Here is a 26256-nt window from a genome sequence, read left to right as displayed (position 1 = left end):
TCATGTATCAATCGCAGGCGGTCATCGGCATCACCAATGCCCGGAAGAACCCGCCCCTGGAGCAATGCGTCTGGCCCGCGGACGCACTCAACAACATTCCGGACTGGGTCTACACCAGCCAGGCCATCTACGACCAGGAGATCGAGCGCATCTTCCGGGGCGATACCTGGAACTTCGTTGCGCTGGAAGCCGAGATACCGAACCCCGGTGACTTCAAGCGCGGCTATGTCGGTGCCACGGCGGTGGTGATCGTTCGCGCGGAAGACAACACGATCTCCGTCTTCGAGAACCGCTGCGCCCACCGCGGCGCCGAATTCTGCCGCGCCAGCCAGGGCAACGCCAAGGAGTTCGTCTGCCCCTACCACCAGTGGTCATACGACCTCAAGGGCAACCTCCAGGGCGTTCCGTTCAAGCGCGGAATCAACAAGGTCGGCGGCATGCCACCGGACTTCAAGAACACGGAGCACGGCACCCGTCAACTGCGCGTCGCCACGCGCAACGGTGTGGTGTTCGCCACCTACTCTGACAAGACGCCGCCGCTGGAGGAGTACATGACCAAGGAGATCGTCGAGGAGTTCGACGTTCCGTTCTCGGGCAGGAAGCTCAAGATCCTGGGGTACTGCCGCAACGAGCTTCCGTGCAACTGGAAGATGTACCACGAGAACCTCAAGGATCCGTACCACGCGACGCTGCTGCATTCGTTCCTCGTGGTGTTCGGCCTGCTGGTGCCCGGCATTAAGTCGATCGTCTTTGCCGACAAGGAGCATGGCCGCCACGGCTACATGGCCTCCTCCAAACCCGACCAGGTCTATGCCACGGTCGCCGCCGACGACAAGGCGGAAATGCGGTCGTTCAGCGACAACCTCAGGCTGCGCGACGAGCGCTTCCTGGACTACGTGCGCGAGTTCGACTCGCCCTGGTCCGCCAACATGATGACCATGTGGCCGAACCTGATCGTGCAGCGCCAGATGAACACGATGGGGGTGCGCCAGATCATTCCGAACGGCCCAAACAGCATGGTGATGCAGTGGACCATGTTCGGCTACGAAGACGACACGCCCGAGATGACGCGGCATCGCCTTCGACAGGGGAACCTGATGGGCCCATCCGGCTTCCTGGGCCTCGAAGACAACGAGGCACTGAAGTTCGTCCAGGAAGGCATCCGCAATTCGTCCACGGACAACAATGTCGTCAAGCTCGACGCGGGTTACCAGGGAACGGCGCGTAACCTGATCTCCGAGTCGTGCATCCGGTCGCTGTACGAGTACTACCGGGACGTCATGGGCATCCCCGTCGCGGAGATGGCGGCATGAGAGAGCGGCTCGCCTACACCAGATCATCGATCTCGCCGCGCCGCGCCGCAGATCTGCGCGCAGAGATCGACTCCTTCCATGTCGAGTACTGCGCCGCCCTCGATGCCAACGACATCGAGCGCTGGCCCGAGTTCTTCAGCAAGGACGCGACCTACCGGATCACCTCGCGCCAGAACGCGCTGCTGGACATGCCCGTGGGCCTCATCTACTGCGAGGGCCTGGACATGATCATCGACCGCGCACTCGCCGTGGCGCACTCGCAGATGTTCGCCCCCCGGCACATCCTGCATGTGCTGGGAATCACGCGTGTGCTGGAGGAAGCGGGCGACACGATCAGCTCGCAGACGCCCTTCATCCTGATGCAGACCCTGGTCGAGGGGCCTTCGACCGTCCATCTCTCGGGCATCTATCACGACCGCTTCGTGCGCGACGGTGAGCGGCTGCTCATCGCAAGCCGCGAGGTGGTGCACGACACAGAGATTCTGGACACGGCCCTGGCTTACCCGGCCTGAACGCACCAAGGACCCCAATGAAATCAACCCCCAAGATAGCGCTTGAAGAACACTTCAGCGCTCCCGGATTCGACGCCTATTCCGCGAAGTACACGCGAGCGTTGCCGGCCGACTTCGTCGCCAGGCTCGACGCCCGGCTGAGCGACTTCGACGACCAGCGCCTGGCCGAGATGGACGCCGGGAACATCGAGTACGCCGTGCTGTCGCAAACGATGCCCGGCGTCCAGGCCGAGGTCGATGGCGCCGCCGCCGTGCGGCGCGCACGCGAGAACAACGAGTTCCTCGCCGAGCGCGTCGCGCGACATCCGAAACGCTTCGGCGCGTTCGCGCATGTCGCGCTCCAGGACCCGGCCGCTGCAGCCCGGGAACTGGAGCGGACTGTCGCCGAGTACGGCTTCAAGGGCGCGCTGATCAACGGCCACACCCTGGGCCGCTACTACGAGGGCCGCGAGTTCGACGTGTTCTGGGAGCGTGCGGAAGCACTCGGCGTGCCCATCTATCTGCACCCCAACGCGTTCAGCCAGCCGCCGGCGTTGCTGGAGGGCATGCCTGTCCTTCAAGGGGCCACCTGGGGCTGGGGTGTGGAGACGGCCGGGCACGCACTGCGCCTGCTGTTCGGTGGGGTGTTCGACCGCTTCCCGCGGCTGACCCTCCTGCTGGGCCACATGGGCGAGGCGCTGCCGTATCAACGCTGGCGCATCGACAGCCGCTTCGCCGCGTACCCCTCGGGCATCACGCTGGCGCGCAAGCCCAGCGAGTACATCGGCAGCAACATCCTGATCACGACGTCTGGCGTGTGCTCCGCACCGGCACTGCTGGGCGCCCTCGGCGAGCTCGGCGCCGAGGCCGTGCTCTTCTCCGTGGACTACCCCTACGAGTCCACCGCCGAGGCCTGCACCTTCATCGAGGAGGCGCCGCTCGACGCGCGCACCCGCGAGCTGGTGTGCCATGGCAATGCGCGCCGGCTCTTCAAGCTAGGCAGCCCGCAGGACCTCGCACTTCTGCAGATCTGAAACTTTCAAACCAAGGACGAAAAATGCCAGTCAGCGATTACCAGATGGTCAAGGCCTGGGACGCGGTTCTTAAGCTCAGCAAGGTGGAGCGCGGCCAGAAGGTCACGATCCTCTGCGGTCCCCACACCCATCCGCAGACGCTGCAAACCGCGACGATCGCAGCGCAGGCCGCGGGCGCGGTCGTCACCCGGATCGATCTGCAGCCCATCAACGCGGAGAAGGCCACCAGCCGCGACCTGATGAACTATCTCGGGGAGACGCCCCTCACCAACAACCCGGTCGCGCTCGCGGCGATGAAGAACAGCGACATCGTCCTGGACCTGATGCTCCTGCTGTTCTCGCCCGAACAGATGGAAATTCTCGAATCCGGGACGAAGATCCTCCTGGCTGTCGAGCCACCGGAGGTGCTGGTCCGGGCAGTGCCCACCGAGGCCGATCGAGAACGCGTGCTCGCCGCATCGAGGCTGCTCAAGTCCGCCAAGCGGATGCATGTGACCTCGCCGGCCGGCACGGACGTGACCTTCAAGCTTGGTGAGTTTCCGACCATCTCCGAGTACGGCTTCTGCGAGGAGCCAGGGCGGTGGGACCATTGGCCCAGCGGCTTCCTCTTCACCTTCGCCAATGAAGGCGGCAGCGACGGCACCATCGTGATCGACCGCGGCGACATCCTGCTGCCGCAGAAGAACTACGTCTCAGACAAGATCACCATGCACCTGCGCGAAGGCTTCGTGCGCAGCATCGAAGGTGACATCGATGCCGCCCTGCTTCGCGAGTTCATGGAGGCCTACAAGGACCCCGAGGCCTATGCCATCGCGCACATCGGCTGGGGGATGCAGCCGCGCTGCTACTGGCACACGCTGTCGCTGGTGGACCGCGAAGCCACCTCGGGGCAGGACGCGCGTGCGTTCGAGGGCAACTTCCTGTTCTCGCTGGGCCCCAACAACGAGGCCGGGGGACCTCGCACCACGCCTTGTCACCTCGACATTCCCTTGCGCAACTGCACGGTGACGCTCGACGACATCGTCGTGGTTCGCGACGGCAAGGTCATTGACGAGGCCTTCCAATGAGCGCCAATACGGACGTCTACCAAAGGCAGGGCTTCGGCCATGCCGTCCCGCCAAAGGCGCCGTACGCCCTGCTGATCATCGACTTCGTCAACGGATTCGCGGATCCGCTCACGTTCGGCGGCGGCAACATCACGGCGGCCGTCGAATGCACACGCGGCCTGCTGGGGGCGGCGCGCGAGCGTGGATGGCCCGTCGTCCACACGCGCGTCGTGTACCAGGACGACGGCGCCGACGCCAACATCTTCGCGCTCAAGGTTCCGCCCATTCTGGCCCTGCGCGAGGACGCGCCGCAGAGCCAGATCGTGCCGCAACTGCAGCCGCTCAGTGGCGAGCTCGTGCTGCGCAAGATCCACCCGTCGGCCTTCTTCGGTACCTCTCTGGCGTCCTGGCTGTCTCAGCGCGGCGTGCAGACCCTGCTGATCGCTGGATGCACCACCAGCGGGTGCGTCCGTGCCAGCGTGGTGGATGCCATGTGTCACGGCTTTCGCCCTCTGGTCGTGACGGATTGCGTGGGCGACCGGTCGCTGCAGGCGCACGAGGCCAATCTTTTCGACATGGAGCAGAAGTACGCGACCTTGATGCCACGCGATGCCGCCCTGAAAGCCACCGAGGCGGCGCACGGCACCGCTGCCTGACGCCCACTGTTCCCCCACCCTCCCCACACCACCTCTCGTCGAATCCCGGGCACATGCCCGCAGAGACCCCCACTCCCTGGAGAAGAAGATGACCCCCAAACTCATTGCCGCGATTGCGGTATCGCTCGCGACGCTCGCCTTCCAAAGTCGCGCGGACGTCATCAAGGTGGGCGTGATCGCGCCCATGTCCGGACCGTTCTCGGCCGTCGGGCAGACCTGGGAAGGCGCAACCAAGGCCTACCAGAAGCTCAACGGCACCACGGCGGGCGGACACACGATCGAGCTCATCTACCGCGACCTGCCGGAGATCAATCCGGCGCAGGCCAAGGCGTTGGCGCAGGAGCTCATCATCAAGGATGGGGCCCAGTACATCGCCGGCCTGTATTTCACGCCCGACACCCTGGCGGTCGCCGCGCTCGCGCAGGAGGCCAAGGTGCCGGTGGTGATCTTCAACGCCTCGACCTCTTCGCTTCTTGAGAGGTCCGAGTATCTGCTGCGAACCTCGTACACGCTGCCGCAGATGGCGGTGCCCGTGGCCAAGTACGCCATCGAGAAGAACATCAAGACCGTGGTTTCTCTCGTGAGCGACTTCGGGCCCGGCCTCGACGCCGAGAAGGCGTTCAACACCGAATTCATCGCCGGCGGCGGCAAGCTGCTCGAAGCCATCCGTGCGCCGCTGAAGACGACGGATTTCGGCCCTCTGATGCAACGCGTGAAGGCGCTCAAGCCCGATGCGCTCTACGTCTTCGGCCCCGGCGGGCCGGCGACCTACGCCATGATCAAGGCCTACAACGAGGCGGGATTGCGGGCCGCGGGTGTGCGCCTTTTGGGGACGGCTGAGACGGACGAAGACCAGTTGCGCGCGATCGGACCTGAGCTGTTGGGGATCGAGACCGGCATGTTCTATTCGGCAACGCACAACTCGCCACTGAACAATGCCGTCGTCAAGGCTCTGGCCGAGGTGGCTCCCAAGGCCATCCCGACCGTCCAGCTCGCGAATGCATTCGACGGCCTGCATGTGATCTACCACATGGTCAAGGCGACGGACGGCAAGCGCAATGGGCCCAAGGCCCTCGCCGCCGCCAAGGGCTTCTCCTGGGAAAGCCCGCGCGGCCCCGTGAAGATCGATCCGGTATCCCGCGAGTTCGTGCAGAACGTCTACATGCGGGTGGTCGAGAAGGACTCCTCGGGGCGCTTCGTCAACCGTGAGTTCCGGACCTTCGAGATGCAGCCCGACTATGGGCGCATCCAGAGCGCAGCAAAGTAGCGCAGGGACCGAAGCATGTCGCTTGCTCTTTTCAGCAGCATCCTGATCGATGGAGTCACGTACGCCATGATCCTGTTCATGATCACGGTGGGCCTGTCGATGACGATGGGCCTGATGCGTGTGGTGAACCTGGCCCATGGCGCATTTGCGATGCTCGGCGGATTTCTTGCAGCGAGCATTCCTCAGCGCCTGGGCGTTCCCATCGGACTGGGCTTCGTCCTGGCGATCGCCCTGGTGGCCGTGCTGGCCGTCGTCTTCGAGCGTACTCTGCTGCGCCGCTTCTACGGGCGGGACGATCTCGACCAGATGCTGGTGACGATCGGCCTGATGTTCGTCGCAACCGCGGCGGTCAACCTGATGTTCGGATCATCAGTGACTTCCGTCGCGCTTCCGGAGGCATTCGCCGGCTCCGTCGACCTTGGCTTTCGCGCCATCCCCCGGCACCGGCTCATCGTCGTCGCCTGCGGGCTGGCGGTCGTCATTGCCCTCTGGCTGACCGTGGACCGTTCGTCCTTCGGCATCCGGGTGCGCGCCGCAGTGGACAACGCCCCCATCGCACGCGCCATCGGTATCGACACGACGAAGATCTACGCAGGCACCTTCGCCATCGGTGCCGCGCTCGCGGCGCTGGGAGGCATTGCCGGCGCCGAGATGCTGCCGATGGAGCCGACCTACGCCTCCAAGTACCTGGTGATCCTCCTGGCCGTCGTCGCCGTGGGAGGCAACGGCAATCTGTTTGGTTCGTTCTTCGCAGCATTGCTGCTTGGCATCGTGGAGACCTCGATGAAGTACATGGTTCCGCAGCTCGCATCGGCTGCGTTCTTCCTGACGATGATCATCGTCTTGCTGTTCCGGCCTCAGGGGCTGTTCGGGAGGCAAGCATGAGCACGGTGATCCCGCCCATGACGCTGGCTGCGCCACCTCGCATTCGCCCGTGGACGCACCTGCGTGCCGAAATCGTTCTGACGCTCGCGGGACTGCTGGCCTTCGTGCTGTTCCCAACGGATCTCGGATTGCTGACCAACATGGCAACGATGTCGATCTTCGCGCTTTCGCTGAGCCTTGTGCTGGGTCAGGCCGGCATCGCGACCCTGGGGCAGGCCGCGCTGTATGGCACAGGGGCCTATGTCGCGGGCTGGACAGCGCTATACCTGACATCCGATCCGATCGTCGGGCTGCTGCTCGGGGCACTGGGCGGCGGCTTGATCGCCCTGCTCAGCGGCGCCGTCATGCTGCGTTCGACGAAGCTCACGCTGGTCATGCTCACCATCGCTGTGGCGCAACTGCTGCTCGAGCTTGCCAACTGGGCCAGATGGCTCACCGGCGGCGACGATGGACTGGCCGGCTTCGAAGTCGCTCCGCTGTTCGGCATCTGGGAGTTCAACTTCATGGGCCACACCGGCTACTTCTACGCGCTCGGTACCCTGGTGCTGGTGTACTTCCTCGTGCGCAACCTCGTGGAGTCGCCCTTCGGCCTGACGGCCAGGGCGATACGGCAGGACCCGGGCCGAGTTCAGGCGCTGGGAGGCCGCGTCTACCTGCACCTCCTGGCCGTCTATACCGTCGGTGGCGTCGTGGCAGGCCTCGCAGGCGCACTGACGGCGCAGACCAGCAAAGTGGCCAATCTCTTCATGCTGGATTTCACGACGTCGGCGGGCGTCGTCGTCATGATCGTCCTGGGCGGCACACGCCGCCTCGCGGGTGCGGTACTTGGAACTGTTGCATACATGACCATCCACCACATCGCATCGACCTTGAATCCTTACCACTGGCTCTTCGTGATCGGCTCGATGTTGATCTTCGTCCTCGTCGTCCTGCCTGAAGGTCTGGTCGGACTTCTGGACCGGGCCGCGGCAATGGCCAAGCGTCTGCGCCGCGCCGGAGGTACCCGATGACGCCCCGGCTGCAAACCCAGAACCTCAGCCACTCCTTCGGAGGCCTGGCTGTCACGCAGAACGTCACACTCTCTCTGCCGCAGGGTGCGCGCACGGCCCTGATCGGCCCCAACGGCGCTGGCAAGACCACGCTGGTCAATCTGCTCAGCGGCGCGGTACGTCCACGGTCCGGCGACATCCAACTCGACGGCCGCTCGATCGTGCAGCTGCCGCAGTACGCACGCGTGCGCAGCGGCATCGTTCGCACGTTCCAGATCAGCCGCCTGTTCAAGGAGCTGACCGTGGCGGACAACGTCAAGGTCGCCGTGCTGCAGCGGCTGCGCGCCTCCATGCAGTGGTGGCCTTCGCCGCGCCGTTCCGCCCGCGTTCACGACGAGGTTCACGAGACACTGGGCATGCTGGGCCTGCACCCCTATGCGGACCGGGTCGTCGGGCGGCTGGCACTCGGCGAACAGCGGCTTGCGGAGATTGCGCTTGCACTCGCCATGAAACCCGAGGTGCTGCTGTTGGACGAGCCAGGCGCCGGGGTGCCGCAGGGAGAAGGCGGCCGCATCATGAGCGCCATCGAGCGCCTTCCGAAAGACCTGTCGGTCCTGCTCATCGAGCACGACATGGACCTGGTATTCCGCTTCGCGACGCACATCATCGTCCTGGTGGCCGGCGCCGTGTTGGTGGAGGGGTCGCCGCAGGAGGTCGCGGCCAATGAACAAGTCAAGCAAATCTACTTCGGACGAGACGGCCACCATGCCCAGCACCCCCATTGAACTTCGGTTCGACGACGTGACCACTGGCTACGCCGGTGTGCCCGTGGTCGAGCATCTGAGCTTCAGCGTGCGCGAAGGCGAGCGCCTGGGGCTGATCGGGCGCAACGGCGCGGGCAAGACGACCACGCTCGCGACCGCCATGGGTCTGGCCGATCTGATGAAGGGGCGCGTGCATTTCGCCGGCAACAACATCAGCGGCGCCAGCACTTTCGCTCGGGCCCGGGCCGGCCTCGGCTACGTGCCGCAGAGCCGCGACATCTTCCCTTCGCTCACAGTGGAGGAGAACCTGCTGTCGGGCCTGCAGAGGCGCTCGGCAGGACCGGCCCTTCAGGAGGTCTATGCCTTGTTCCCACGGTTGAAGGAGCGCAGGCGCAACGGAGGCACCCAGCTGTCAGGCGGTGAGCAGCAGATGCTCTCCGTGGCCCGGGCGCTCGTCGGGCAGCCGCGCATCCTGCTGCTCGACGAGCCGCTTGAGGGCTTGGCCCCGATGGTGCGCGAGGAACTGATGGACGCGATCGTCCGCATGAGCGACCAGCTGGGAGTCGGCTGCGTTCTCGTGGAGCAGCACGTCGACGTCGTCCTCGACTTCTCCACGAACGTCATCGTGCTGGAACGCGGCGTTGCCGCCTATTCCGGGTCTGCGGTGGCGCTGCGCAAGGATGAGGAACTGCTGAACCGAACCATCGGCATTCAAAAATGTTGATGTCGATCCGTACGCCCGGACAGCGGCTGCGCCTGCCATCGGGGCTCTCGGCCTCCTCTGCCGCGGCACCGGATCTGTGGAGCTGCGGCCCGCCATGCAGAACCTTCGCGCTTTTCTGAGTCCGCTGCGTGCCTTTGATGCGGTGTACCGCGCCAAGGGCGTGTCGCGGGCGGCCCAACTGCTTCACGTCACCCCGGGAGCGGTGAGTCAACAGATCAAGCAGCTCGAGGCGGGGCTGGGCGTGCAGCTGTTCCGGAAGTCCGGCCGCGCGATCGAGTTCACGGCGGTGGGAGAGAGGCTTGCCCACCGCGTCTGCGATGCGTTCGACCGCCTCCAGGATGCACTCGGCGACCTGGCCGACGACCAGAGGCAGAAAAAGCTGCGGCTCAAGGTGACGCCCAGCCTGGCCATTCGCTGGCTTGTGCCTCGCCTGCACGGCTTCTATGCGGAGCACCCTGACATCGCACTGGAGATAGCGACGATTGCCATCGCCGACGATGTGCGGCTCGAAGGCGCAGACTGCGCCATCCGCCACGGCATGGGCGAATGGGCCGACGTTGAGCTGGACCATCTCTTCGATGACGAGTTCGTCCCGGTTTGTGCGCCGGGCCAGACCGTACAGTTGCAGACACCCAGCGACCTGCTCAAAGCCAACCTCCTGCACTCCATGATGCGGCCACAGGCGTGGCCGATCTGGTTCGATTCTGCGGGCCTTGCCGAGCCTGTTCCCGCGCGCGGCATCACCCTGGCGAACGCCGCCCTGTGCTATCAGGCTGCCGCGGACGGGTTGGGTGTCGCCATGGCCCAGCGCGCCTATGTCGCGGACGACCTGCGCACGGGTCGGCTGGTCGTTGCGGTCGACCATCTGGCGCGGACGGAGCTTGGCTATTACCTCGTCTGCGATCCGGTCAAGGCCTCCACGGCGCCGGTGCAGCTCTTCAGGGCTTGGATTCGAACCGTCCGCTAGGCGCGCCCGCCGCCTGCTAGTCAGCCTTGAAGCCCGAGGCCCTGACAACAGGCTCCCAGAATGCCCGCATCTCGCCGAACCTTGCACGTGCATCGGTGGGCGAGCTCCCTCTGTTCACGAAGCCGAGCGTGCGAATCTTCTTCGCGAACCGATCGGTCGCTGCCGCCCTTCGCACGGCGTCACTCCATTCGGCGACGACAGGAGCTGGCGTGCCAGGCGGAAGGCAGATGGCCAGCACGCCGCCAGTGGTGAGCTCCTTGCGGCCGAGTTCGGAGAAAGTCGGCACGTCCGGCAACAGCGCGGAGCGCTGGGCCGAGGTGACCGCAAGCACGCGCAGTTTGCCGGCCTCGTGGTGCTGCGCGAAGTCGCCGACCGTGGACGTGCCGGCTGCGATATTGCCCCCGGCCAGATTCACGATCATCGGGGCTGCGCCTTGGAAGGGGACGTCCTGCAGCGGCGTACCGATGATCTTGCCAATCTGCAGCCCCAGGAAATGCGTAGGACCGCCCGACGCCGCGTGACCGAAGTTGGCACTCTCGGGATGCGTGCGTGTCCATTGCGCGTATTCGCCGAAGGTCTTGATTGGCGAGGATGCGGGCACGGCCAGCGCCAGCGCGAACTCGACCACCGTCGACACCGGAAGGATGTCGCGCAGGGGGTCGTAGTTGAGCTTGTTGAAGACGAAGGGGTAGATCGAGACAAGGAAGTCGGGACAAAGCATGGCCACGCTCCCATCTGCAGGGGCCGCGCGCATCGCGTCGATCGCGATCTTCCCGCCGGCACCCGGCTTGTTATCCACCACCACCGTGCGGCGGAGCCCATCCTGCAGCTGATCTGCAAGCGCACGCGTCACCACGTCGAGGGTACCGCCAGGTGAGAAGCCGACCAGAATCCTGGCCGGGGGTCGGCCGGCTTGCTGGGCGCCGGCCGGCGGTGCGCCGAAGAAGGTCGCGATGGCGAGTGCGAGGCTGCAGCGCAAGAATGCCGATGGTGTCTTCACGGGATGCTTCAGGACGAGGGTGGATCGGACGCCTGCCAGGCAGACCCGGGACGCGCGAACAAGCGGCAAGGTCGCCGTCTACCGCGGTCGTACCGCGGTCGACGAACTCAGCGGCCCCGGAACACCGGAGCGCGCTTCTCGGCGAAAGCGCGGCGTCCTTCCAGCCGGTCCTCGCTGTCCCGGAGCAATCCAAAGGCCTGGCGCTCCAGCACCAGCCCACCAGCCAGTGGCAGCTCCCTTCCGGTCATCGCGAGCCGCTTGGCGGCCGTCATCGCGAGCGGGGCATTGGCCGCCATGATGCGCGCGATACGGACAGCCGTCTCCTGCAGCGCTGAAAGCGGCACGACCCTGCTGACCAGACCGATCCGCAGCGCTTCGGCGGCGTCGATGCGTTCACCCGTCAGCAGCATCCACATGGCATCGGACTGCCCCACCGCGCGGATCAGACGCTGGGTGCCGCCCGCTCCCGGGATGCTGCCAACTCGCACCTCCGGAAGACCGAACTGGGCGTTGTCCGAGCAGATGCGGATATCCGCCAGCAGGGCCAGCTCGAGTCCGCCACCCAGTGCATAGCCGTTGATTGCGGCGACGACGGGCTTGTCGGTGTGCAGCGTACCGAAGTTGAAGTGCCGGTTACCGCTTCGAAAGACTTGACGGGCGACGCCATCGGCCGACGGCATCGTCTTCTTGAGGTCCGCACCCGTGCAGAAGGCACGCTCACCCGCACCTGTGAGCACGAGCACGCGGATGTCCTCGTTGTTGGAAACCTCATCCCAGATGCCGAGCAGTTGCTCGTTGGATTCCGGGTCGATGGAGTTCATGGCCTCAGGCCGGTTCAGGGTGACGATGGCGACGCCATCCTGGACTGTGTAGATGATGGGCATGGGTTTCGTTGTTCAGGTGAGTGAAGCGCTGGCGGGGGCCGCCGGATCGATGGCGATGGCCGACATGCCCAGCTCGGCGAGCACCTCGCGCGTGTGCTCGCCCAGCGTGGGTGCGGCGCGGCGCGCAGCCGGCCGCTCGCCCACCGCGCCGAGCACGCTGCGCGGCAACGTCAATGAGCCGGCGACGGGATGCTGGACGTTCTCTGCAAGTTCTGCCTCGACAAAGGCGTGGGACTGCGACACCTCGGCATAGTCGTTGATGGGGCCGCAGATGATGTCCACCGCGGCGAACTTCTCCAGCCAGAAGGCGCGTCGATGCGGGAGCATGTGCACCTGCAGCAAGTCCAACAGCGCCTGGCGGTGCTGCAAGCGGCTCCTGTTATCGGCGAAGCGCGGATCGCAGGCGATTTCCGGTGCACCGATGGCAGTGCACAGGGCTTGCCACCTCGCAGGGTGATAGGCCGCCACCATGATCCACCCGTCGGCGCAGCGCAGGGCCTCGTTGGGCGTCGAATACGGCGCCGCGTTGCCTTGCGGCCCGGGCACGATGCCGTCCGCGAAGTAGGACGCGAAACTTACGTGCTGCAGCGCAATGGCGCTGGCGAACATGCTGGCCTCGACATGCTGACCCTTGCCGGTGCGCAGGCGGTCTTGAAGGGCGGCCAGCACCGATATGGCTGCAAGCGATCCGGTGACCAGGTCGACGACCGGCACCGGCACCTTGCACGGATCGCCATTCGGCGCTCCAGTGACGCTCATCAGACCACTCACGGCCTGCAGCACACCATCCACGCCGGGCAGGTCCTTGCTGGCGCCCTGCTGACCGTAAGCCGAGACCGAGCAGTAGATCAACCGCGGGTTGTCCGCAGCCACCGTGGCGTAGTCCAACCCGAACCGCGCCATGACGCCGGGCCGGAAACTCTCGACCAGCACATCGGCCTGCGCGATCAGTTCCTGCGCGGCCTTCTGGTGCGACGGCTGCTTCAGGTCCAGCACGATGCCGCGCTTGTTGCGATTCAGCGCCAGGAACGGGACACCCTCCCCGTTGATCCATGGCGAAAGGGCGCGGGAGAGATCGCCGGTGGGCGCCTCGACCTTCACCACATCGGCGCCGAGGTCGGCCAGACACAAGGTGCAGGTCGGACCGGCCATGACCTGGGTGAAGTCGATGACCCGCAGGCCCTCGAGAGCGTTTGCCAGCATCCTAGGATCCCATCTGGATGTTGTTGGCGCGGATGATCGGCTCCCATTTGGCCCGCTCCGATCGCAACATACGTCGATAGTCCTCCGGCGTCGCCGCCATCGGCTCCAGCCCCGCCGCAGTGAGCGACGTCCGTACCTCGCGGTCCTGGACGGCCTTGGTGATTTCGGCATGCAGGCGTTCCACAACAGGCTGTGGCACACCTCTGGCCACACAGATGTCGTACCAGTAGCTCGCGTCATACCCGGTCAGCCCGCCTTCGGCCAGCGTCGGTATGTCGGGTGCCAGCTGGGAGCGCTGCGCGCTTCCCACGCCGAGAACCTTCAACTGACCGCTCCGGGCAAACTGAATTGCCGTCGACAGTCCGACGATGGCCAACGGAAGGTGCCCACCGACGACATCTTGGACAGCAGGCGCAGTGCCGCGATAGCCCACGTGCGTCATCTGCAGACCCGCCATCGAGGCGAACAGCACCCCTGCCAGATGATGTGGCGTCGCGGGGCCCGGCGTTCCGAAGCTCAATCCAGGGTGCCGCTTCACATAGGAAATGAGCTCGGCCACGTTTCCTGCGGGCACCTTGTTGCTCGCGACCAGAACAATCGGCACGCTTGCCAGCGGTGCAACCTGCACCAGTTCTGTCGCGGCGTCGAATGGCAACTTGCTGTTGAGAAGGTTCAGCAGCGATGTCACGCCGGAGCCTGTCGTCAACACGTAGCCGTCAGCCCTGCTGCGCAGGAGCTCGATGTACGCCAGTGCAGCCCCGCCCCCAGGCTTGTTTTCAACGACGATCGGCTGACCCAACTGTTCGCTGAGCTTCTTCATCACCACGCGCGCCGCCAGATCGGTGCCTCCACCGGCGGTATAGGGAACGAGCAATCGGAGTTGCCGGGCCGGATACTCCTGCGCAAACACCGAGGCCGCCGATGCCGGCCCCAGCGCAGCGAGAGACTGGATAAGTTTTCTGCGATTCATTCCGGCCCTGCCGATGTCGTCTGGCCTCAGACGGAAGGACTGCTCAAACTACGGCCGCCGCAGACGTACAGCAGCTGACCCGTGACGTAGCCCGACCCGGGCTCCGCAAAGAAGCGCACCGCGCGGGCGATGTCCTGCGGCTGACCGATGCGCTCCATCGGCACGGTCTTGTGCAGGCTCTGCCGCACTTCCTCGGTGAGCGTGGCGAACAGCGGCGTCTCCACGATGCCAGGCGCGATCGCGTTCACAGTGATGCCCTTGCGCGCATATTCGAGCGCGAGCGAGCGGGTCAGGCTCACCACGGCGCCCTTGGAGGCCGAGTAGGCCGCTTGGCCGCGGTTGCCCAGCCATGCGCGAGAGCCGATGTTGATGATGCGCCCGAAACGGTTCTGCGCCATCTGCGCCAGAACCGCCTTCGCGCAGATGAACTGGGAGTTCAGGTTGATCTCGATCACGCGGCTCCAGAACGCGAGATCCATCTTGGCGACCAGCTTGTCGCCGCCGATGCCAGCGTTGTTGACGAGGATGTCGATGCGTTCGTGCGACGCCAGCAGCCGCGCCACCGCCGCCTCCACCTGGTCCACGGAACTGACGTCGACCTTGAATGTGCTCACGTCCGCGCCTTCGCTCGACAACGTCCGCTGCGCCTCCTCCAGCGCGGCATCGTCGAAGTCCCACAGGGCCAGGCGGCACCCGCCCTGTGCCAACTCGCGCGCAATGCCGAGGCCGATGCCCTTGGCGCCACCGGTCACCACGGCGACGAGGCCGTGCAGCGAGGTGGGGGTGATGATGTCTGTCGGGTTCATGGGGAGGGCCATCACAGCGAAAGAATGTTGATCGAGCAGGCGGCGTGGTCGACGCCCCAGATACCGCCGCCGGTGACCTGCGTGAGGCCAATGCGCGCGTTCTGCACCTGCCGGGCGCCGGCACGGCCTTGCAGTTGTTCGCAGACTTCCACCACCTGTGCGACGCCTGTCGCACCTGGCGGGTGTCCCTTCGCGATCAGTCCGCCGCTGGGGTTGACCGGCACCCGACCGCCCAGAGTGGTCGCGCCGCTCTTCAGCAGGCTCGCCGCTTCGCCGCGATTGCAAAGGCCAAGGGCCTCGTAGTACAGCAGCTCGGAAATGGTGAACGCGTCGTGTACTTCAAGCAGGCTGAGGTCCCGCGGCCCGATGCCGGCCTGCTCATAGGCCAGCCTGGCGGCACGGGCGGTGATCTCGGCCTCGGTCATGTCGACCGGCGTGGTCTCGAACAGTCCCGACTGCACCACGGACGCCAGCACACGCACTGGCTTGGCGACGCCCCTGGACGGCTTGGTGGTGAGCACGAGGGCTGCGGCGCCGTCTACGACGGCGGGGCAGCACTGCAACAGCGTGAGCGGCTCGGCTACAGGGCGGGACGCCATCACCTCCTCGCGGCTTGCCAGCTTGGCAAACTTGGCAATCGGGTTCAAGGAGCCGTGCTTGCGGTTCTTCACGGAGATGTCCGCCAGTGTTTCCAACTCGAGGCCATGGTCGTGCATGTAGCGTTTGGCACGCATGGCATACAAGGCGGGCATGATCATGCCCCGCCGGTTGTTCCAATCCTTCTGGCTGAGTTGCAGTGGGCCGCCGCCCAGGCCGCTCAGGTGGTCCATGCCGAACACCACCACGGTGTCGTACTGACCGACCTTGAGTGCTTGCAGCGCAAGATTGAGCGCCGTGGCCCCGCTGGAGCAGGCGTTGTCCACGTTGTAGACCGCGCCGCCGCTGGCGTGCAGTTCACGCAGCGCGCGCTGCCCGGGAAGCATCGCGCCGAGCGCGTTTCCGCAGTAGAACGCCTGCACCTCGGACAGCTGTGTACCAGCATCGGCCAGCGCATCGAGGATGGCCGCCTGGGCCATGGCCTCTTCGGTCAGTTCGGGAAAGCGGCCGAAGTCAGTGATGCCGACGCCGGTGATCAGTGGTTGCTTCATGGCGCGTCACTCCTGGAATGCATAGTCGGGCGTGCCGTCCGGCAACGCGAAGGGCACCACCCTCAGGCGGGCACCAATGGCTGGCGGCTGCGCGCCGTACAGCAGCCGACCGAACGCACGCACGCCAGGTTCGAAATCGACCATGGCCAGGCCGTAAGGCGCCTTGTCTTTGCCGGGGTGCACGATCGTGAAGCTGTAGAGAGACCCGGCGGGCCCAAGCTCGATGACTTCGACCTCCTCATCGTTGTGGGTGAATTCGATGGGCGGGAACTGGGCTGGCTGCCCGGCCACTCGCGTGGCGACAAGCACCATGCCGCCGGGGGATTCACGGAACGGGGATTCCGTTCGCTTGATGATCTTCAAAAGTCTCTCCTGTTCGTGTGGAGTTCGTCACAGGAGGAAAAGTATGGAGATCAAGATGCGTGCGGTCATTGCACTTCTGCTGGCCACTCTTTAGTGCCGCTAAAGCATTCCAAGCGTTTAGCCCACCTCAATGAAGGCGAGCAAAACTCAAAGGACAGGCATCCGTTGCAGCCGCATACTGAGTTGATGAAAGAACAAGTTCGCGTTCCCGTCACCTTGATGCGCGGTGGCACCAGCAAGGCCGTTTTTCTGTCGCAGCATGACGTGCCGAGCGACCCGCAAGAGCGTCTTCGCTTTCTTCTGGCTCTGTTCGGAAGTCCGGATGTGCGACAGATCGATGGGCTCGGGGGCGCCGACATGTTGACCAGCAAATGCGCCATCATTGGACCGCCCTCACGCCCCGACGCGGACATCGACTACACCTTCGTGCAGGTGGGCATCGATCAGCCGACCCTCAGCTTCGAGATCGTCTGCGGCAACATCTCATCGGCCACGGGCGTCTATGCGTTGCAGGAAAAATTGATCCCCGTGCTTGAGCCCATTACCACCGTCCGGGTGCACAACACAAACACCGGAAAGATTCTGCGCATGGCCGTGCAGTGCGTCGATGGCGAGCCGCGTGTGGAAGGCGACAGTGAGGTCGACGGCGTGCCCGGCACAGGGGCGGAGGTTGCGCTGGACTATTCGGACACAAGCGGCTCCACGACCGGCAAGCTTTTGCCGACGGGGCAGGCCCGCGATTGGGTCCGCATATCGAAGCTCGGGCGCGAAATACCGGTGTCGGTTGTCGATGTCGGCACGGCTTGCGTCTTTATTCGAGCGGCGGATCTGGGCATCACCGGCACAGAGCTGCCGGGACAGCTCAGCGCAGACATCTATGAGATGGCCGAGGAAGTCAGGCGCTGGGCCGTGGAACGCTGCAACCTTCCGTCGTCAGGGTTCTTGACGCCATACCAGATCCTGATCGGCGAATCACAGGACTACCGCACCATCGCCGGCGACCGCGTCGTGGAATCATCGGAGGTCGACTTCGTTGCTCGCATGGTGCTCAACGGTGGCGCGATGCACAAGGCGTTCCCCGGCGGCGGCTCGGTCTGCCTTTCGGTGGCTGCACAGATCGCGGGGACGATTCCCGCCGAAGCGCGAGGCACGCACGCCGGACCGACGCGCATCCGGATCGGTCATCCGAGCGGCGTGCTCAGGATCTTTGCGGACGTCGAGCATGTGGGTGGTGACGAATGGAGGGTTCGGGAGGTCCACTTCACGCGCACGGCCCGGCGGCTGTTCGATGGGACGGCCTATGTGCGGCGATCGCGCCTGGAGGCAGGCGGCCAAGAAGACAGCGGCGTGCGCACGGCTGTGGGGTCGACGTCATGAGTGGGAGAAGCCTTTTCTCGCTGCAGGGGCGCACGGCACTCATCACCGGCGGTTCGCGAGGCATCGGTCGCATGATTGCCGAGGGCTTTCTTGCACAGGGCGCTCGCGTCTACATCACCGCGCGAAAGGCGGAGGCCTGCAGTCTGGCGGCGCAGGAGCTCGCGCGCGCGGGTCATTGCGTTGCGTTGCCGCACGACGTGTCCACGCTCGCAGGCTGCCAAGCCTTGGCGGACGCCTATGGGCGCCACGAGTCGATGCTCGACATCCTGGTCAACAACGCTGGCGCGGCCTGGGGAGAAGATTTCGACGCCTTTCCCGAAGGCGGGTGGGACAAGGTGGTCGACCTGAACCTCAAGACGCCCTTCTTCCTGACCAAGGCTCTGGCCCAACCGCTTCGCGCTGCAGCCCAGGCGCGCGTGGGCAAGATCATCAACATCGCTTCCACCGACGGCATCGGGCTCAATCCCCAGGAAAACTACTCCTACGTTGCCAGCAAGGCGGGGCTGATTCACCTGACGCGGCGTATGGCGATGCGGCTGGCACAGGACAACATTGCGGTCAGCGCCATTGCGCCGGGCGCATTTCCGTCCGAGATGAACCGCAACGCTCGCGACCATGGTGAGGCGCTGTCGGAGCACATTCCCGCAAGACGCATCGGCACGCCCGACGACATCGCAGGCGCAGCTATCTTCCTGGCCTCGCGTGCCGGCGATTACGTGATGGGCGCCACCCTGGTTGTGGACGGCGGCGTGACCCACGCGCGCCCCTATCGGTAGAACTCCTGAGCCGGAACTTCGGCCGCGTGCACGCTGGCACGGCGTGCTGCCGGTCGATCAGCGCCCCTGGAGGCGTCACCCTACCGCCCCCAGCCGGTCATTGATGTACGTGGCCGGAGGCTTGCCAAACGCCTTCTTGAACATCGTGATGAAGGCCGACGGCGCCTCGTAGCCGAGGTCGTAGGCGACCTGCTGAACGGTCGCGCCGCCCGACAGCTCACGAAGCGCGACCATCATGTGCAGTTGGCGCCGCCAGCGGCCGAAGCTCAAGCCGGTCTGCGATGTGCAGAGGCGATTCAATGTCCGCTCGCTCATGCCGAGGTGACGAGCCCAATCCGCCTGAGTACGGCGGTCGGATGGATCTCGCATCATGGCTCGCGAGACCTGTCGCAGGCGGGTGTCCCCAGGCATGGGCAGTGAGACCTCTTCTGCGGGCATGGCGCAGAGCTGGTCGAGCAGCACCCGCGCCAGCCGGTCCGTCGGTCCGCCCGCCTCATAGGAAGGCGGCTGCGCTGCCAAGTACTGGATCATCTCGCTGAGCATCGGGCTGATGCGCAGGGTGCAGCAGCTGGCAGGCAAGGGGGCGGCGTCGCGCGCCACGAACAGGTAGTAGATCACCGCATTGGCAGTGCCGTGGTTGCTGTGCGGCGTTCCGCCCGGAATCCACACGCCCGCCTGGGGCGGAACCATCCACATCGCACCGGGCACGTCGCACGAAACGGCCCCGCGCAGCGCCATCACCAGTTGGCCGGAGCGATGCCTGTGAACCGGGACCTCGCGCTCACGCTCCACGACATCCACACGATGTGCCATGACTGGCACCGACGGCTCGTAGTGCAGGTCGAGGTTGGCGTGAGAGGTGGAGCGAAACGAGCGCGTCACTCGGCATGACCGAAAAGAGAAATCATTTGTCCAAGTTTACGATTTCTGCCTGGTTTGCCGATATCTAGCATCGCTACATGCAAACCATTCTCAACAACTACAGGGCCGGATCGACCCTGTCGAACCCGCTCTCCAGAGGCGCCACATGACCGCGTGGCCCGGCTTCTCAAGGCAGGAGTGGCTCTTTTCGCTCAAGAGCTTTCTGGCGGCCATGCTCGCGCTGTACCTGTCCAGCCGTTTCGGGCTGCCCCGGCCCTTCTGGTCCTTCATGACCGCGTACATCGTGGCCCATCCCCTTGCGGGCCATGTGCGCTCGAAGTCGCTGTACCGCCTGTGCGGCACTTTGCTGGGGTGCGCAGCCACGGTGGTGCTGGTCCCATCGCTGTCGGGCTCGCCGGTGCTTCTGTCGCTTGCCATGGCGATGTGGGTTGGCGCGTGCCTCTACCTGTCATTGATGGACCGAAGCGCGCGCTCCTATGCGTTCATGCTTGGTGGCTACTCTGCCGCCCTGATCGGCTTCCCGCTGGTGGATGCACCTGCGTCGATGTTCGACACCGCCGTCGCCCGAGCCGAGGAGATCGCGCTCGGCATCGTCTGCGCGAGCCTCGTGCACAGCATCGTGTTACCCACCAGCCTTGCGCCATCAGTCCTCGGAGTGATCGACCGCACACTGGGCGACATATGCCAATGGGCCCGCGACCTCATGAGCCCGGGTGCCGACGATGAGGCTCGCGCGCGGCTGGCGCAGGACAGGCGGCGCATCGCCAGCGACATCACCCAGCTGCGCTTGCTGGCCATTCACGTCCCCTTCGATACCGGCGCCCTGCGATGGACTCGCCATGCCGTAGGTGAAATGCACGACAGCCTCGCGGCAATGACGCCTTCGCTGTCGGCCTTGGAGGATCGGCTCTCCGGCTTGCGCGACGAAGCAGGCGGCTTGCCGGAGCCGGTCGCGCGGGCCATGGCGAACGCCGGCGCCCACCTCGAGGCCGACGCGTCGTCTCGTGCCTTGAATGGCGTGCTCGAGGCTGCGCGCCTGGAAAGCGTGGACCGGCGGAACTCGTCCTGGGTGCGCGCGCTGCACATCGGTGTGGCTGCCCATGTCGATGAACTGGCGGCCGGATTGCGCCGGTGCAACGGGCTTCGCGTCGACATCGCCGCCAGCCTGTCCGGCCATGCAGCGCCTCCTGAGCGAGGAACGCCTTCCCGGCCTTCCGTGCTTCACGTGGACCGAGGCCTGGCGCTGCGTTCTGCGTTCACCGTCGTGCTTTCCACCTGCACTGCATGCGCTGCATGGATATTGAGTGGTTGGCGGGCGGGATCGTCGATGGCCATGGCGGCGGCGGTCTTCTGCAGCTTCTTCGCCACCCTGGACGACCCCTTGCCGGGCATGCACAAGTTCCTGGTCGCGCTGCTCTGGTCGATGCCAGTGTCTGCCTTCTATATCCTCGGCGTCATGCCGCTGGCGCAGGACTTCGGCATGCTTGTGCTGTGTATCGCGCCGCTGTTCCTGGTCGTGGGCGGCTACCTCGCTCGTCCGGCAAACAGCCTCACGGCCCTGGGCATGTTCTTCGGCGTGGCCGGCACGCTGGCCCTGCACGACATCGCCAGCGCCGACTGGGTCAGCTTTCTCGAGGGCAATCTGGCGCTCTTTGCCGGCGCCCTGATTGCCGCGCGCCTCACCGCCATCGTCCGCAGCGTGAGCAGCGACTGGAGTGCGCGACGCATCCACCGGGCCACCTGGCACGACCTTGCCGGGATGGCCGGGGCGGCACGACCAAGACGCGCATGGGTGCGTGACGCATTCGCCGGCCGCATGCTGGACCGCATTGCGCTGCTGGTCCCGCGCACGGCCGGCAGCGCTGCAGACCACCGCGGTGAGGCGGCGCAGCTCGCCATGCGCGAACTTCGCTTAGGCGCAAGCATCGGCGTCCTTCAGCAGAACCGTCATCTGCTGCCCGAAGCACCTGTGCGCGAATTGCTGGCCGGCCTCGAGCGCGCCTTCCTTGCCCAAGCCTTGGAATCGCCGCCACGGCTCGACGCGCTGTTGCCGCAGATCGACCGGCTACTGGCCCTTTGCCTTGCGAGCACCGCAGGCGAGTCCGCTGTTTCGGCCCTCGTCGGGTTGCGCCGGGATCTTTTTCCTTCTGCGCCTTCGGACCTTCAAACATGATCGAAACAAGCTTTTCTGGAATCTATGTTCCTGGCCTGCTCCTGTTCGCAGGCAGCGCGATGGCATGCGCCTGGTGGGTTCGCCGCCTGCTATCGCTGCTGGGCGTCTACCGGTGGGTGTGGCATCCACCGCTCTTCGACCTGGGCCTGTACCTCCTGTCGCTCTATGCGTTGGTCCGTCTGACCGGCGCCATCTCCATCTGAACTGACGCGTTGTCCTGCTGATCGACCATGAACGCCAAATCCGTCCGTCTTCCCCAATGGCTGTCGCGCCCGGCTCCAGCCCTCTTTCGCATGCTCCTGACCGGGTTAGTCGCGGTTGCGGCCTGCTGGGCAGCCCTCCAACTCTGGGACCACTATGAGCTGGCACCCTGGACACGCAACGGCCGGGTGCGGGCCGACGTCGTTCAGGTCGCGCCCGATGTTTCCGGCATGGTGGCCGTCGTGGCGGTGCGCGACAACCAGCCGGTCGCAGCGGGCGAGTTGCTCTTCACGATCGATGAAGCCCGCTTCAAGCTCGCGCTTCAGCAAGCGGAAGCTGCATTCGCCGCGCAACGGATCGTCATCGCCAATCAGCGGCTCGCGCTGGCCCAGGCGCAGCGCGAGCGCCGCCGCAATGACGAATTGGATGGGCTTGTCGCGCAGGAGGTGCGCGAGCAGTCGCGCCTGCGCGTCGAGCAGGCCCGGGGAGCGCTGCTGGGCGCCGAGACGGCGCTACGCCAGGCGCAGGTGGCGCTCGATGTGGCACGCCTGAACTTACAGCGCGCAGAAGTGCGCGCACCCGCGGCGGGCCGTGTGACGAACCTCGATCTGCGCCAGGGCGCCTATGCGACGACGGGCCACCCCGCATTGGCGCTAGTGGCTGACAACTCGATCTACGTCGAGGGTTACTTCGAGGAAAACAAGCTCTCGCGCATCCGGCCGGGCGACAGGGTACGAGTGACCCCCATGGACGCGCCCCCCCTTGAAGGCTCGGTTGAGAGCCTTGCCGCTGGCATCGGCGATCGCGATCGAAGCACCGGCGCGAACCTGCTGTCCAGGGTGAATCCGACCTTCAACTGGGTGCGGCTCGCCCAGCGCGTTCCTGTGCGGGTGAAGCTCGACCCGTTGCCGACCCATGTTCATCTGGTCGTCGGCCAGACCGTCTCCGTCGAGGTGCTGAAGCCCCGGGTAGCGGCTACAACCGCAGCGACTCGCGTTCAGGAGCCGCGGTCATGAAGCCGCTTCATGTCCTCGCTCGAACAGCCGCTGTCGCATGCGGGATGCTGGCGGGCTGTGCCCATGTTCCCATCGGCCCCGACTACGTAGCGCCAGCAGCGCTCAGCGCAGAACAGTCCGCTTCGGCAGGGCCGTTCCTCTCGGGCGGCGCGGTCACATCAGATGAAACCATGCCCGCGCATTGGTGGCGCCTGTTCGACGAACCGCAGCTCGACGGCCTGATTGCCAGCGCGTTGGCGCACAACACCGATTTGCGCCAAGCCATGGCCAACTTGGAGCGCGCCGGGACGATCGAGGCCGAGGCGTACGGCAGCAGGAACCCGTCGCTCGCCCTCCAGGGCGGGCCGAGCTTTGGTCACGCTTCGGGCTTGTCCGTCCTGCAGCAGGATCATGCGCCGCCCAGCCGAGCCAACTACAGCGCGGGGTTGGCCGTCTCCTATCAACTGGATCTGGTTGGTCAGCTGCGCCGCGCCATCGAAGCTGCCGAGTCGGACACGGGCGCCGCGCGCGCAGCGGTGGACATGGTGCGCGTGAGCGTCGTGGGCGGCACGGCGCAGGCCTACGCTTCGGCGTGCTCCGCCGGTCTGCAGTTGCGCGTGGCGCATGCGTCGATACGCTTGCAGGAAAAGGCGCTCGCGCTCGCGCTGCGCTTGCAACGCGCCGGCAAGGCCAGCACCATGGACGCCGCGCGTACGCGCGCGCAGCTCGAAACCCTGCGCGCCGCGATTCCCCCGCTGGAGGCCCAACGCCAGCAGGCGCTGTATCGGCTTGCCGCGCTCACGGGTGCGCCGCCGCGCAACTTTCCTCATGCCGTCAACCAGTGCGAGCAGCCTCCGCGTGTGGCCGGTTTGCTCCCGGTCGGTGATGGCACCGCGCTGCTTGCGCGTCGACCCGATGTGCGGCAAGCCGAGCGAAGCCTGGCATCGGCCACGGCACGAATCGGCGTGGCGACGGGCGATCTCTATCCCAAGGTGACACTGGGTCTGACATCGGGATCATCAGGCTTTCTCGAACGCTTCGCCAACCGCGAGACCTTCAGCTACAGCGTCGGTCCGCTGATCAGTTGGACGGTTCCAAACACGGGTGTGGCCCGCGCGCGGATCGGCCAAGCCGAAGCAACGTCGCGCGGTGCGCTCGCACGATTCGACGGCACCGTTGTGAATGCGCTAAGCGAAGTCGAGACCGCACTGGACGCTTACGCGCGGGAGCTCGATCGCCATGCGGCGCTCGCCGCCGCACGGGACCAGAGCCTCATCGTGGCAGAGCAGTCTCGGGCGCTTCTGATCAGCGGGAAGATTGGCCAGCTCGATGTCCTGGATGCGCAGCGCACGCTGGCGTCCCAAGAGGCTGCGCTGGCTGTCTCGGATGCGCAGATTGCGCAGTATCAGATCGCCGTGTTCATGGCATTGGGGGGCGGGTGGGAACAAGCGCCAGACAGCGATCCTCAAACTCGGCCGGCACGACCGACGGCCGGCAAGACCTGAACAACAAGCCCCCGCGACGAGCTTCAGGGAAGCATCCGGAATTCCTCAGCATCGCATCGAGACGAGCGCACATGACGAGCCCAACATCAAAGTCCGAGATCTCGAGCATTCAGTCTAGGCACGCATCTTTCGCCAACATCTGGGACGCCAGCTCCCGACATAGTCTCCGAGGACCCCGGCTTCACTCCCACTCGATCGTCGCCGGCGGCTTGCTCGACACGTCGTAGGTGACGCGGTTGATGCCGCGCACCTCGTTGATGATGCGGCTCGACACCTTCTTGAGCAGCGCGTAGGGCAACTCGGCCCAGTCGGCGGTCATGAAGTCGCTGGTCTGCACGGCACGCAGCGCCACAACGTAGTCGTAGGTGCGGCCGTCGCCCATCACGCCCACGCTCTTGACCGGCAGGAAGACGGTGAAGGCCTGGCTGGTGAGGTCGTACCAGGTCTTGCCGGTGGCGTCGTCGCGGAAGTTGCGCAACTCCTCGATGAATATCGCGTCGGCCCGGCGCAGCAGGTCTGCGTACTCTTTCTTCACCTCGCCCAGGATGCGCACGCCCAGGCCGGGGCCCGGGAAGGGATGGCGGTACACCATCTCGGACGGCAGTCCCAGGGCCACGCCCAATTCGCGCACCTCGTCCTTGAACAGGTCGCGCAGCGGCTCCAGCAGCTTCAGGCCCAGCTGTTCGGGCAGCCCGCCCACGTTATGGTGGCTCTTGATGGTGACGGCCTTCTTGCTCTTGGCGCCGCCGGACTCGATCACGTCCGGATAGATGGTGCCCTGGGCCAGGAAGGTCGCGCCCTTGTGTCCGCCGGTGCCGGCCTTGAGCTTGGCGGCCTCGGCCTTAAAAACCTCGACGAACTCGCGGCCGATGATCTTGCGCTTCTGCTCCGGGTCGCTCACGCCCTGCAGATGGCCCAGGAACTGATCGCTGGCATCAACGTGGATGACGCGCGCATGCAGCTTGCCGGCGAACATCTCCATCACCATCTTGCCTTCGTCCAGCCGCAGCAGGCCGTGGTCGACGAAGACGCAGGTGAGCTGGTCGCCGATGGCGCGGTGGATCAGGGCAGCGGCCACCGAGGAGTCGACGCCACCCGACAGGCCCAGGATCACCTCTTCGTCGCCCACCTGCTGGCGGATGGCTTCCACCGCCTCGGCGATGTGGTCCTTCATGACCCAGTCGGGCTGGGCCTGGCAGATGCCCAGCACGAAGCGATCCAGGATCGCCTTGCCCTGCTGCGTGTGCGTGACCTCGGGGTGGAACTGCACGGCATAAAACTTGCGCGCCTCGTCGGCCATGCCGGCGATGGGGCAGCTGTCGGTGCTGGCCATCAGCTTGAAGCCCGGCGGCAGCTCGCTCACCTTGTCGCCGTGGCTCATCCAGACGTTGAGCATGCCGTGGCCTTCGTCGGTCGTGAAGTCGGCAATGTCGCGCAGCAGCTCGGTGTGGCCGCGGGCACGCACCGCCGCGAAGCCGAATTCCCGCTTGTGGCCGCCCTCAACCTTGCCGCCCAGCTGGTGCGCCATGGTCTGCATGCCGTAGCAGATGCCCAGCACCGGCACGCCCAGTTCGAAGACGGCCTGGGGTGCCTTGTCGGTGGTCTCTTCGTACACGCTGGCATGGCTGCCCGACAGGATCACGCCCTTGAGCGAACCATCGGCCGCGTATTGGCGCACCCAATCGTCGGTCACGTCGCAGGGATGCACTTCGCTCAGCACATGGGCTTCGCGCACGCGGCGGGCGATCAGCTGCGTGACCTGCGAGCCGAAGTCGAGGATGAGGATCTTGTCGTGTTGCATGGTGGGCTCCGAAAGAAGGGAGATGCGGCCGCGTTG

The 26256-nt window shown here is 65.5% G+C and carries 26 protein-coding genes; 17 read left to right on the top strand and 9 right to left on the bottom strand.

Annotated features, from left to right (window positions below; genetic code table 11):
• Positions 1–2 precede the first annotated feature (2 nt).
• The 11 genes from ACT54X_RS05945 to ACT54X_RS05895 all read left to right on the top strand — a co-directional run bounded on the left by ACT54X_RS05945 (position 3) and on the right by ACT54X_RS05895 (position 10136).
• Entirely contained in the window at positions 3–1313 is a 1311-nt protein-coding gene (locus tag ACT54X_RS05945) for an aromatic ring-hydroxylating oxygenase subunit alpha (protein ID WP_476345512.1), read from the top strand.
• The gene (locus tag ACT54X_RS05940; RefSeq protein ID WP_476345510.1) at positions 1310–1825 is read left to right on the top strand and encodes an aromatic-ring-hydroxylating dioxygenase subunit beta; all 516 of its coding nucleotides are present in this window, start codon (positions 1310–1312) and stop codon (positions 1823–1825) included. The genes ACT54X_RS05945 and ACT54X_RS05940 overlap by 4 nt, the downstream gene beginning before the upstream one ends.
• A gap of 17 nt (positions 1826–1842) precedes the next feature.
• Positions 1843–2838 carry an amidohydrolase family protein gene (locus ACT54X_RS05935; protein ID WP_076512057.1) on the top strand — a complete coding sequence of 332 codons (996 nt, stop codon included), beginning with the start codon at positions 1843–1845 and terminating at the stop codon, positions 2836–2838.
• 23 nt (positions 2839–2861) lie between these two features.
• Positions 2862–3905 carry a 2,5-dihydroxypyridine 5,6-dioxygenase NicX family protein gene (locus tag ACT54X_RS05930; RefSeq protein ID WP_476345509.1) on the top strand — a complete coding sequence of 348 codons (1044 nt, stop codon included), beginning with the start codon at positions 2862–2864 and terminating at the stop codon, positions 3903–3905.
• On the top strand, positions 3902–4540 hold the full coding sequence (locus ACT54X_RS05925) for an isochorismatase family protein (RefSeq protein WP_476345507.1): 639 nt from the start codon (positions 3902–3904) through the stop codon (positions 4538–4540). Before ACT54X_RS05930 ends, ACT54X_RS05925 begins: the two co-directional genes overlap by 4 nt.
• 88 nt (positions 4541–4628) lie before the next feature.
• Positions 4629–5807: an ABC transporter substrate-binding protein gene (locus ACT54X_RS05920; RefSeq protein WP_476345505.1), complete on the top strand. Its 1179-nt coding sequence runs from the start codon at positions 4629–4631 to the stop codon at positions 5805–5807.
• A gap of 15 nt (positions 5808–5822) precedes the next feature.
• Positions 5823–6692 carry a branched-chain amino acid ABC transporter permease gene (locus ACT54X_RS05915; RefSeq protein WP_354320598.1) on the top strand — a complete coding sequence of 290 codons (870 nt, stop codon included), beginning with the start codon at positions 5823–5825 and terminating at the stop codon, positions 6690–6692.
• On the top strand, positions 6689–7702 hold the full coding sequence (locus tag ACT54X_RS05910; RefSeq protein ID WP_354320599.1) for a branched-chain amino acid ABC transporter permease: 1014 nt from the start codon (positions 6689–6691) through the stop codon (positions 7700–7702). The genes ACT54X_RS05915 and ACT54X_RS05910 overlap by 4 nt, the downstream gene beginning before the upstream one ends.
• The gene (locus ACT54X_RS05905) at positions 7699–8466 is read left to right on the top strand and encodes an ABC transporter ATP-binding protein (protein ID WP_476345503.1); all 768 of its coding nucleotides are present in this window, start codon (positions 7699–7701) and stop codon (positions 8464–8466) included. The genes ACT54X_RS05910 and ACT54X_RS05905 overlap by 4 nt, the downstream gene beginning before the upstream one ends.
• Positions 8447–9169, top strand: a complete 723-nt coding sequence (locus tag ACT54X_RS05900) for an ABC transporter ATP-binding protein (protein ID WP_476345501.1) — start codon at positions 8447–8449, stop codon at positions 9167–9169. The genes ACT54X_RS05905 and ACT54X_RS05900 overlap by 20 nt, the downstream gene beginning before the upstream one ends.
• Before the next feature lie 94 nt (positions 9170–9263).
• Complete coding sequence (locus tag ACT54X_RS05895; protein ID WP_476345499.1) at positions 9264–10136, top strand: LysR substrate-binding domain-containing protein; 873 nt, start codon at positions 9264–9266, stop codon at positions 10134–10136.
• 16 nt (positions 10137–10152) lie between these two features.
• Here the strand turns inward: ACT54X_RS05895 and ACT54X_RS05890 are convergent, their stop codons facing one another.
• The 7 genes from ACT54X_RS05890 to ACT54X_RS05860 form a co-directional block, all read right to left on the bottom strand.
• Positions 10153–11136 (bottom strand): Bug family tripartite tricarboxylate transporter substrate binding protein, encoded by a 984-nt coding sequence (locus tag ACT54X_RS05890; RefSeq protein ID WP_476345497.1) that lies wholly within the window; start codon positions 11134–11136, stop codon positions 10153–10155.
• 107 nt (positions 11137–11243) lie between these two features.
• Entirely contained in the window at positions 11244–12020 is a 777-nt protein-coding gene (locus tag ACT54X_RS05885; protein WP_354320605.1) for an enoyl-CoA hydratase/isomerase family protein, read from the bottom strand.
• Positions 12021–12032: 12 nt separating this feature from the next.
• Positions 12033–13223, bottom strand: a complete 1191-nt coding sequence (locus ACT54X_RS05880; RefSeq protein ID WP_354320606.1) for a CaiB/BaiF CoA transferase family protein — start codon at positions 13221–13223, stop codon at positions 12033–12035.
• A gap of 1 nt (position 13224) precedes the next feature.
• Entirely contained in the window at positions 13225–14193 is a 969-nt protein-coding gene (locus ACT54X_RS05875; protein ID WP_476345495.1) for a Bug family tripartite tricarboxylate transporter substrate binding protein, read from the bottom strand.
• Positions 14194–14219: 26 nt separating this feature from the next.
• Positions 14220–14999 (bottom strand): SDR family NAD(P)-dependent oxidoreductase, encoded by a 780-nt coding sequence (locus ACT54X_RS05870; protein WP_476345493.1) that lies wholly within the window; start codon positions 14997–14999, stop codon positions 14220–14222.
• Between the two features lie 11 nt (positions 15000–15010).
• Positions 15011–16147 carry a thiolase family protein gene (locus tag ACT54X_RS05865; protein ID WP_354320609.1) on the bottom strand — a complete coding sequence of 379 codons (1137 nt, stop codon included), beginning with the start codon at positions 16145–16147 and terminating at the stop codon, positions 15011–15013.
• A 6-nt stretch (positions 16148–16153) separates the two neighbouring features.
• The gene (locus ACT54X_RS05860) at positions 16154–16510 is read right to left on the bottom strand and encodes a Zn-ribbon domain-containing OB-fold protein (protein ID WP_354320610.1); all 357 of its coding nucleotides are present in this window, start codon (positions 16508–16510) and stop codon (positions 16154–16156) included.
• Positions 16511–16696: 186 nt separating this feature from the next.
• Here ACT54X_RS05860 and ACT54X_RS05855 point away from each other — a divergent pair, with 186 nt between their 5' ends.
• Both ACT54X_RS05855 and ACT54X_RS05850 read left to right on the top strand, forming a co-directional pair.
• Positions 16697–17887: a PrpF domain-containing protein gene (locus ACT54X_RS05855; protein ID WP_476345491.1), complete on the top strand. Its 1191-nt coding sequence runs from the start codon at positions 16697–16699 to the stop codon at positions 17885–17887.
• Positions 17884–18663: an SDR family oxidoreductase gene (locus tag ACT54X_RS05850; RefSeq protein ID WP_476345489.1), complete on the top strand. Its 780-nt coding sequence runs from the start codon at positions 17884–17886 to the stop codon at positions 18661–18663. The genes ACT54X_RS05855 and ACT54X_RS05850 overlap by 4 nt, the downstream gene beginning before the upstream one ends.
• A 75-nt stretch (positions 18664–18738) precedes the next feature.
• On the opposite strand, the gene ACT54X_RS05845 is transcribed toward ACT54X_RS05850, so the two are convergent.
• Positions 18739–19545: a helix-turn-helix transcriptional regulator gene (locus ACT54X_RS05845; protein ID WP_354320613.1), complete on the bottom strand. Its 807-nt coding sequence runs from the start codon at positions 19543–19545 to the stop codon at positions 18739–18741.
• A 145-nt stretch (positions 19546–19690) separates the two neighbouring features.
• On the opposite strand from ACT54X_RS05845, the gene ACT54X_RS05840 reads away from it, so the two are divergent.
• Genes ACT54X_RS05840 through ACT54X_RS05825 form a run of 4 tightly spaced genes read left to right on the top strand, consistent with a single transcriptional unit; the run spans position 19691 to position 24419 of the window.
• On the top strand, positions 19691–21718 hold the full coding sequence (locus tag ACT54X_RS05840; RefSeq protein WP_476345487.1) for an FUSC family protein: 2028 nt from the start codon (positions 19691–19693) through the stop codon (positions 21716–21718).
• A complete protein-coding gene (locus ACT54X_RS05835) occupies positions 21715–21921 on the top strand; it encodes a DUF1656 domain-containing protein (RefSeq protein ID WP_354320615.1) in 207 nt (68 codons plus the stop codon). The genes ACT54X_RS05840 and ACT54X_RS05835 overlap by 4 nt, the downstream gene beginning before the upstream one ends.
• Positions 21922–21948: 27 nt before the next feature.
• Complete coding sequence (locus ACT54X_RS05830) at positions 21949–22935, top strand: HlyD family secretion protein (protein ID WP_476345485.1); 987 nt, start codon at positions 21949–21951, stop codon at positions 22933–22935.
• Positions 22932–24419, top strand: coding sequence for an efflux transporter outer membrane subunit (locus tag ACT54X_RS05825; RefSeq protein WP_476345483.1), 1488 nt, complete (start codon positions 22932–22934; stop codon positions 24417–24419). Before ACT54X_RS05830 ends, ACT54X_RS05825 begins: the two co-directional genes overlap by 4 nt.
• Positions 24420–24600: 181 nt before the next feature.
• Here the strand turns inward: ACT54X_RS05825 and guaA are convergent, their stop codons facing one another.
• Positions 24601–26220 (bottom strand): glutamine-hydrolyzing GMP synthase, encoded by a 1620-nt coding sequence (gene guaA / locus ACT54X_RS05820; RefSeq protein ID WP_476345481.1) that lies wholly within the window; start codon positions 26218–26220, stop codon positions 24601–24603.
• Between the last annotated feature and the right edge of the window lie 36 nt (positions 26221–26256).

The sequence above is a fragment of the Pseudacidovorax sp. DMC4 genome, from assembly GCF_056314265.1.
This window is presented reverse-complemented; position numbering and strand designations above follow the sequence as displayed.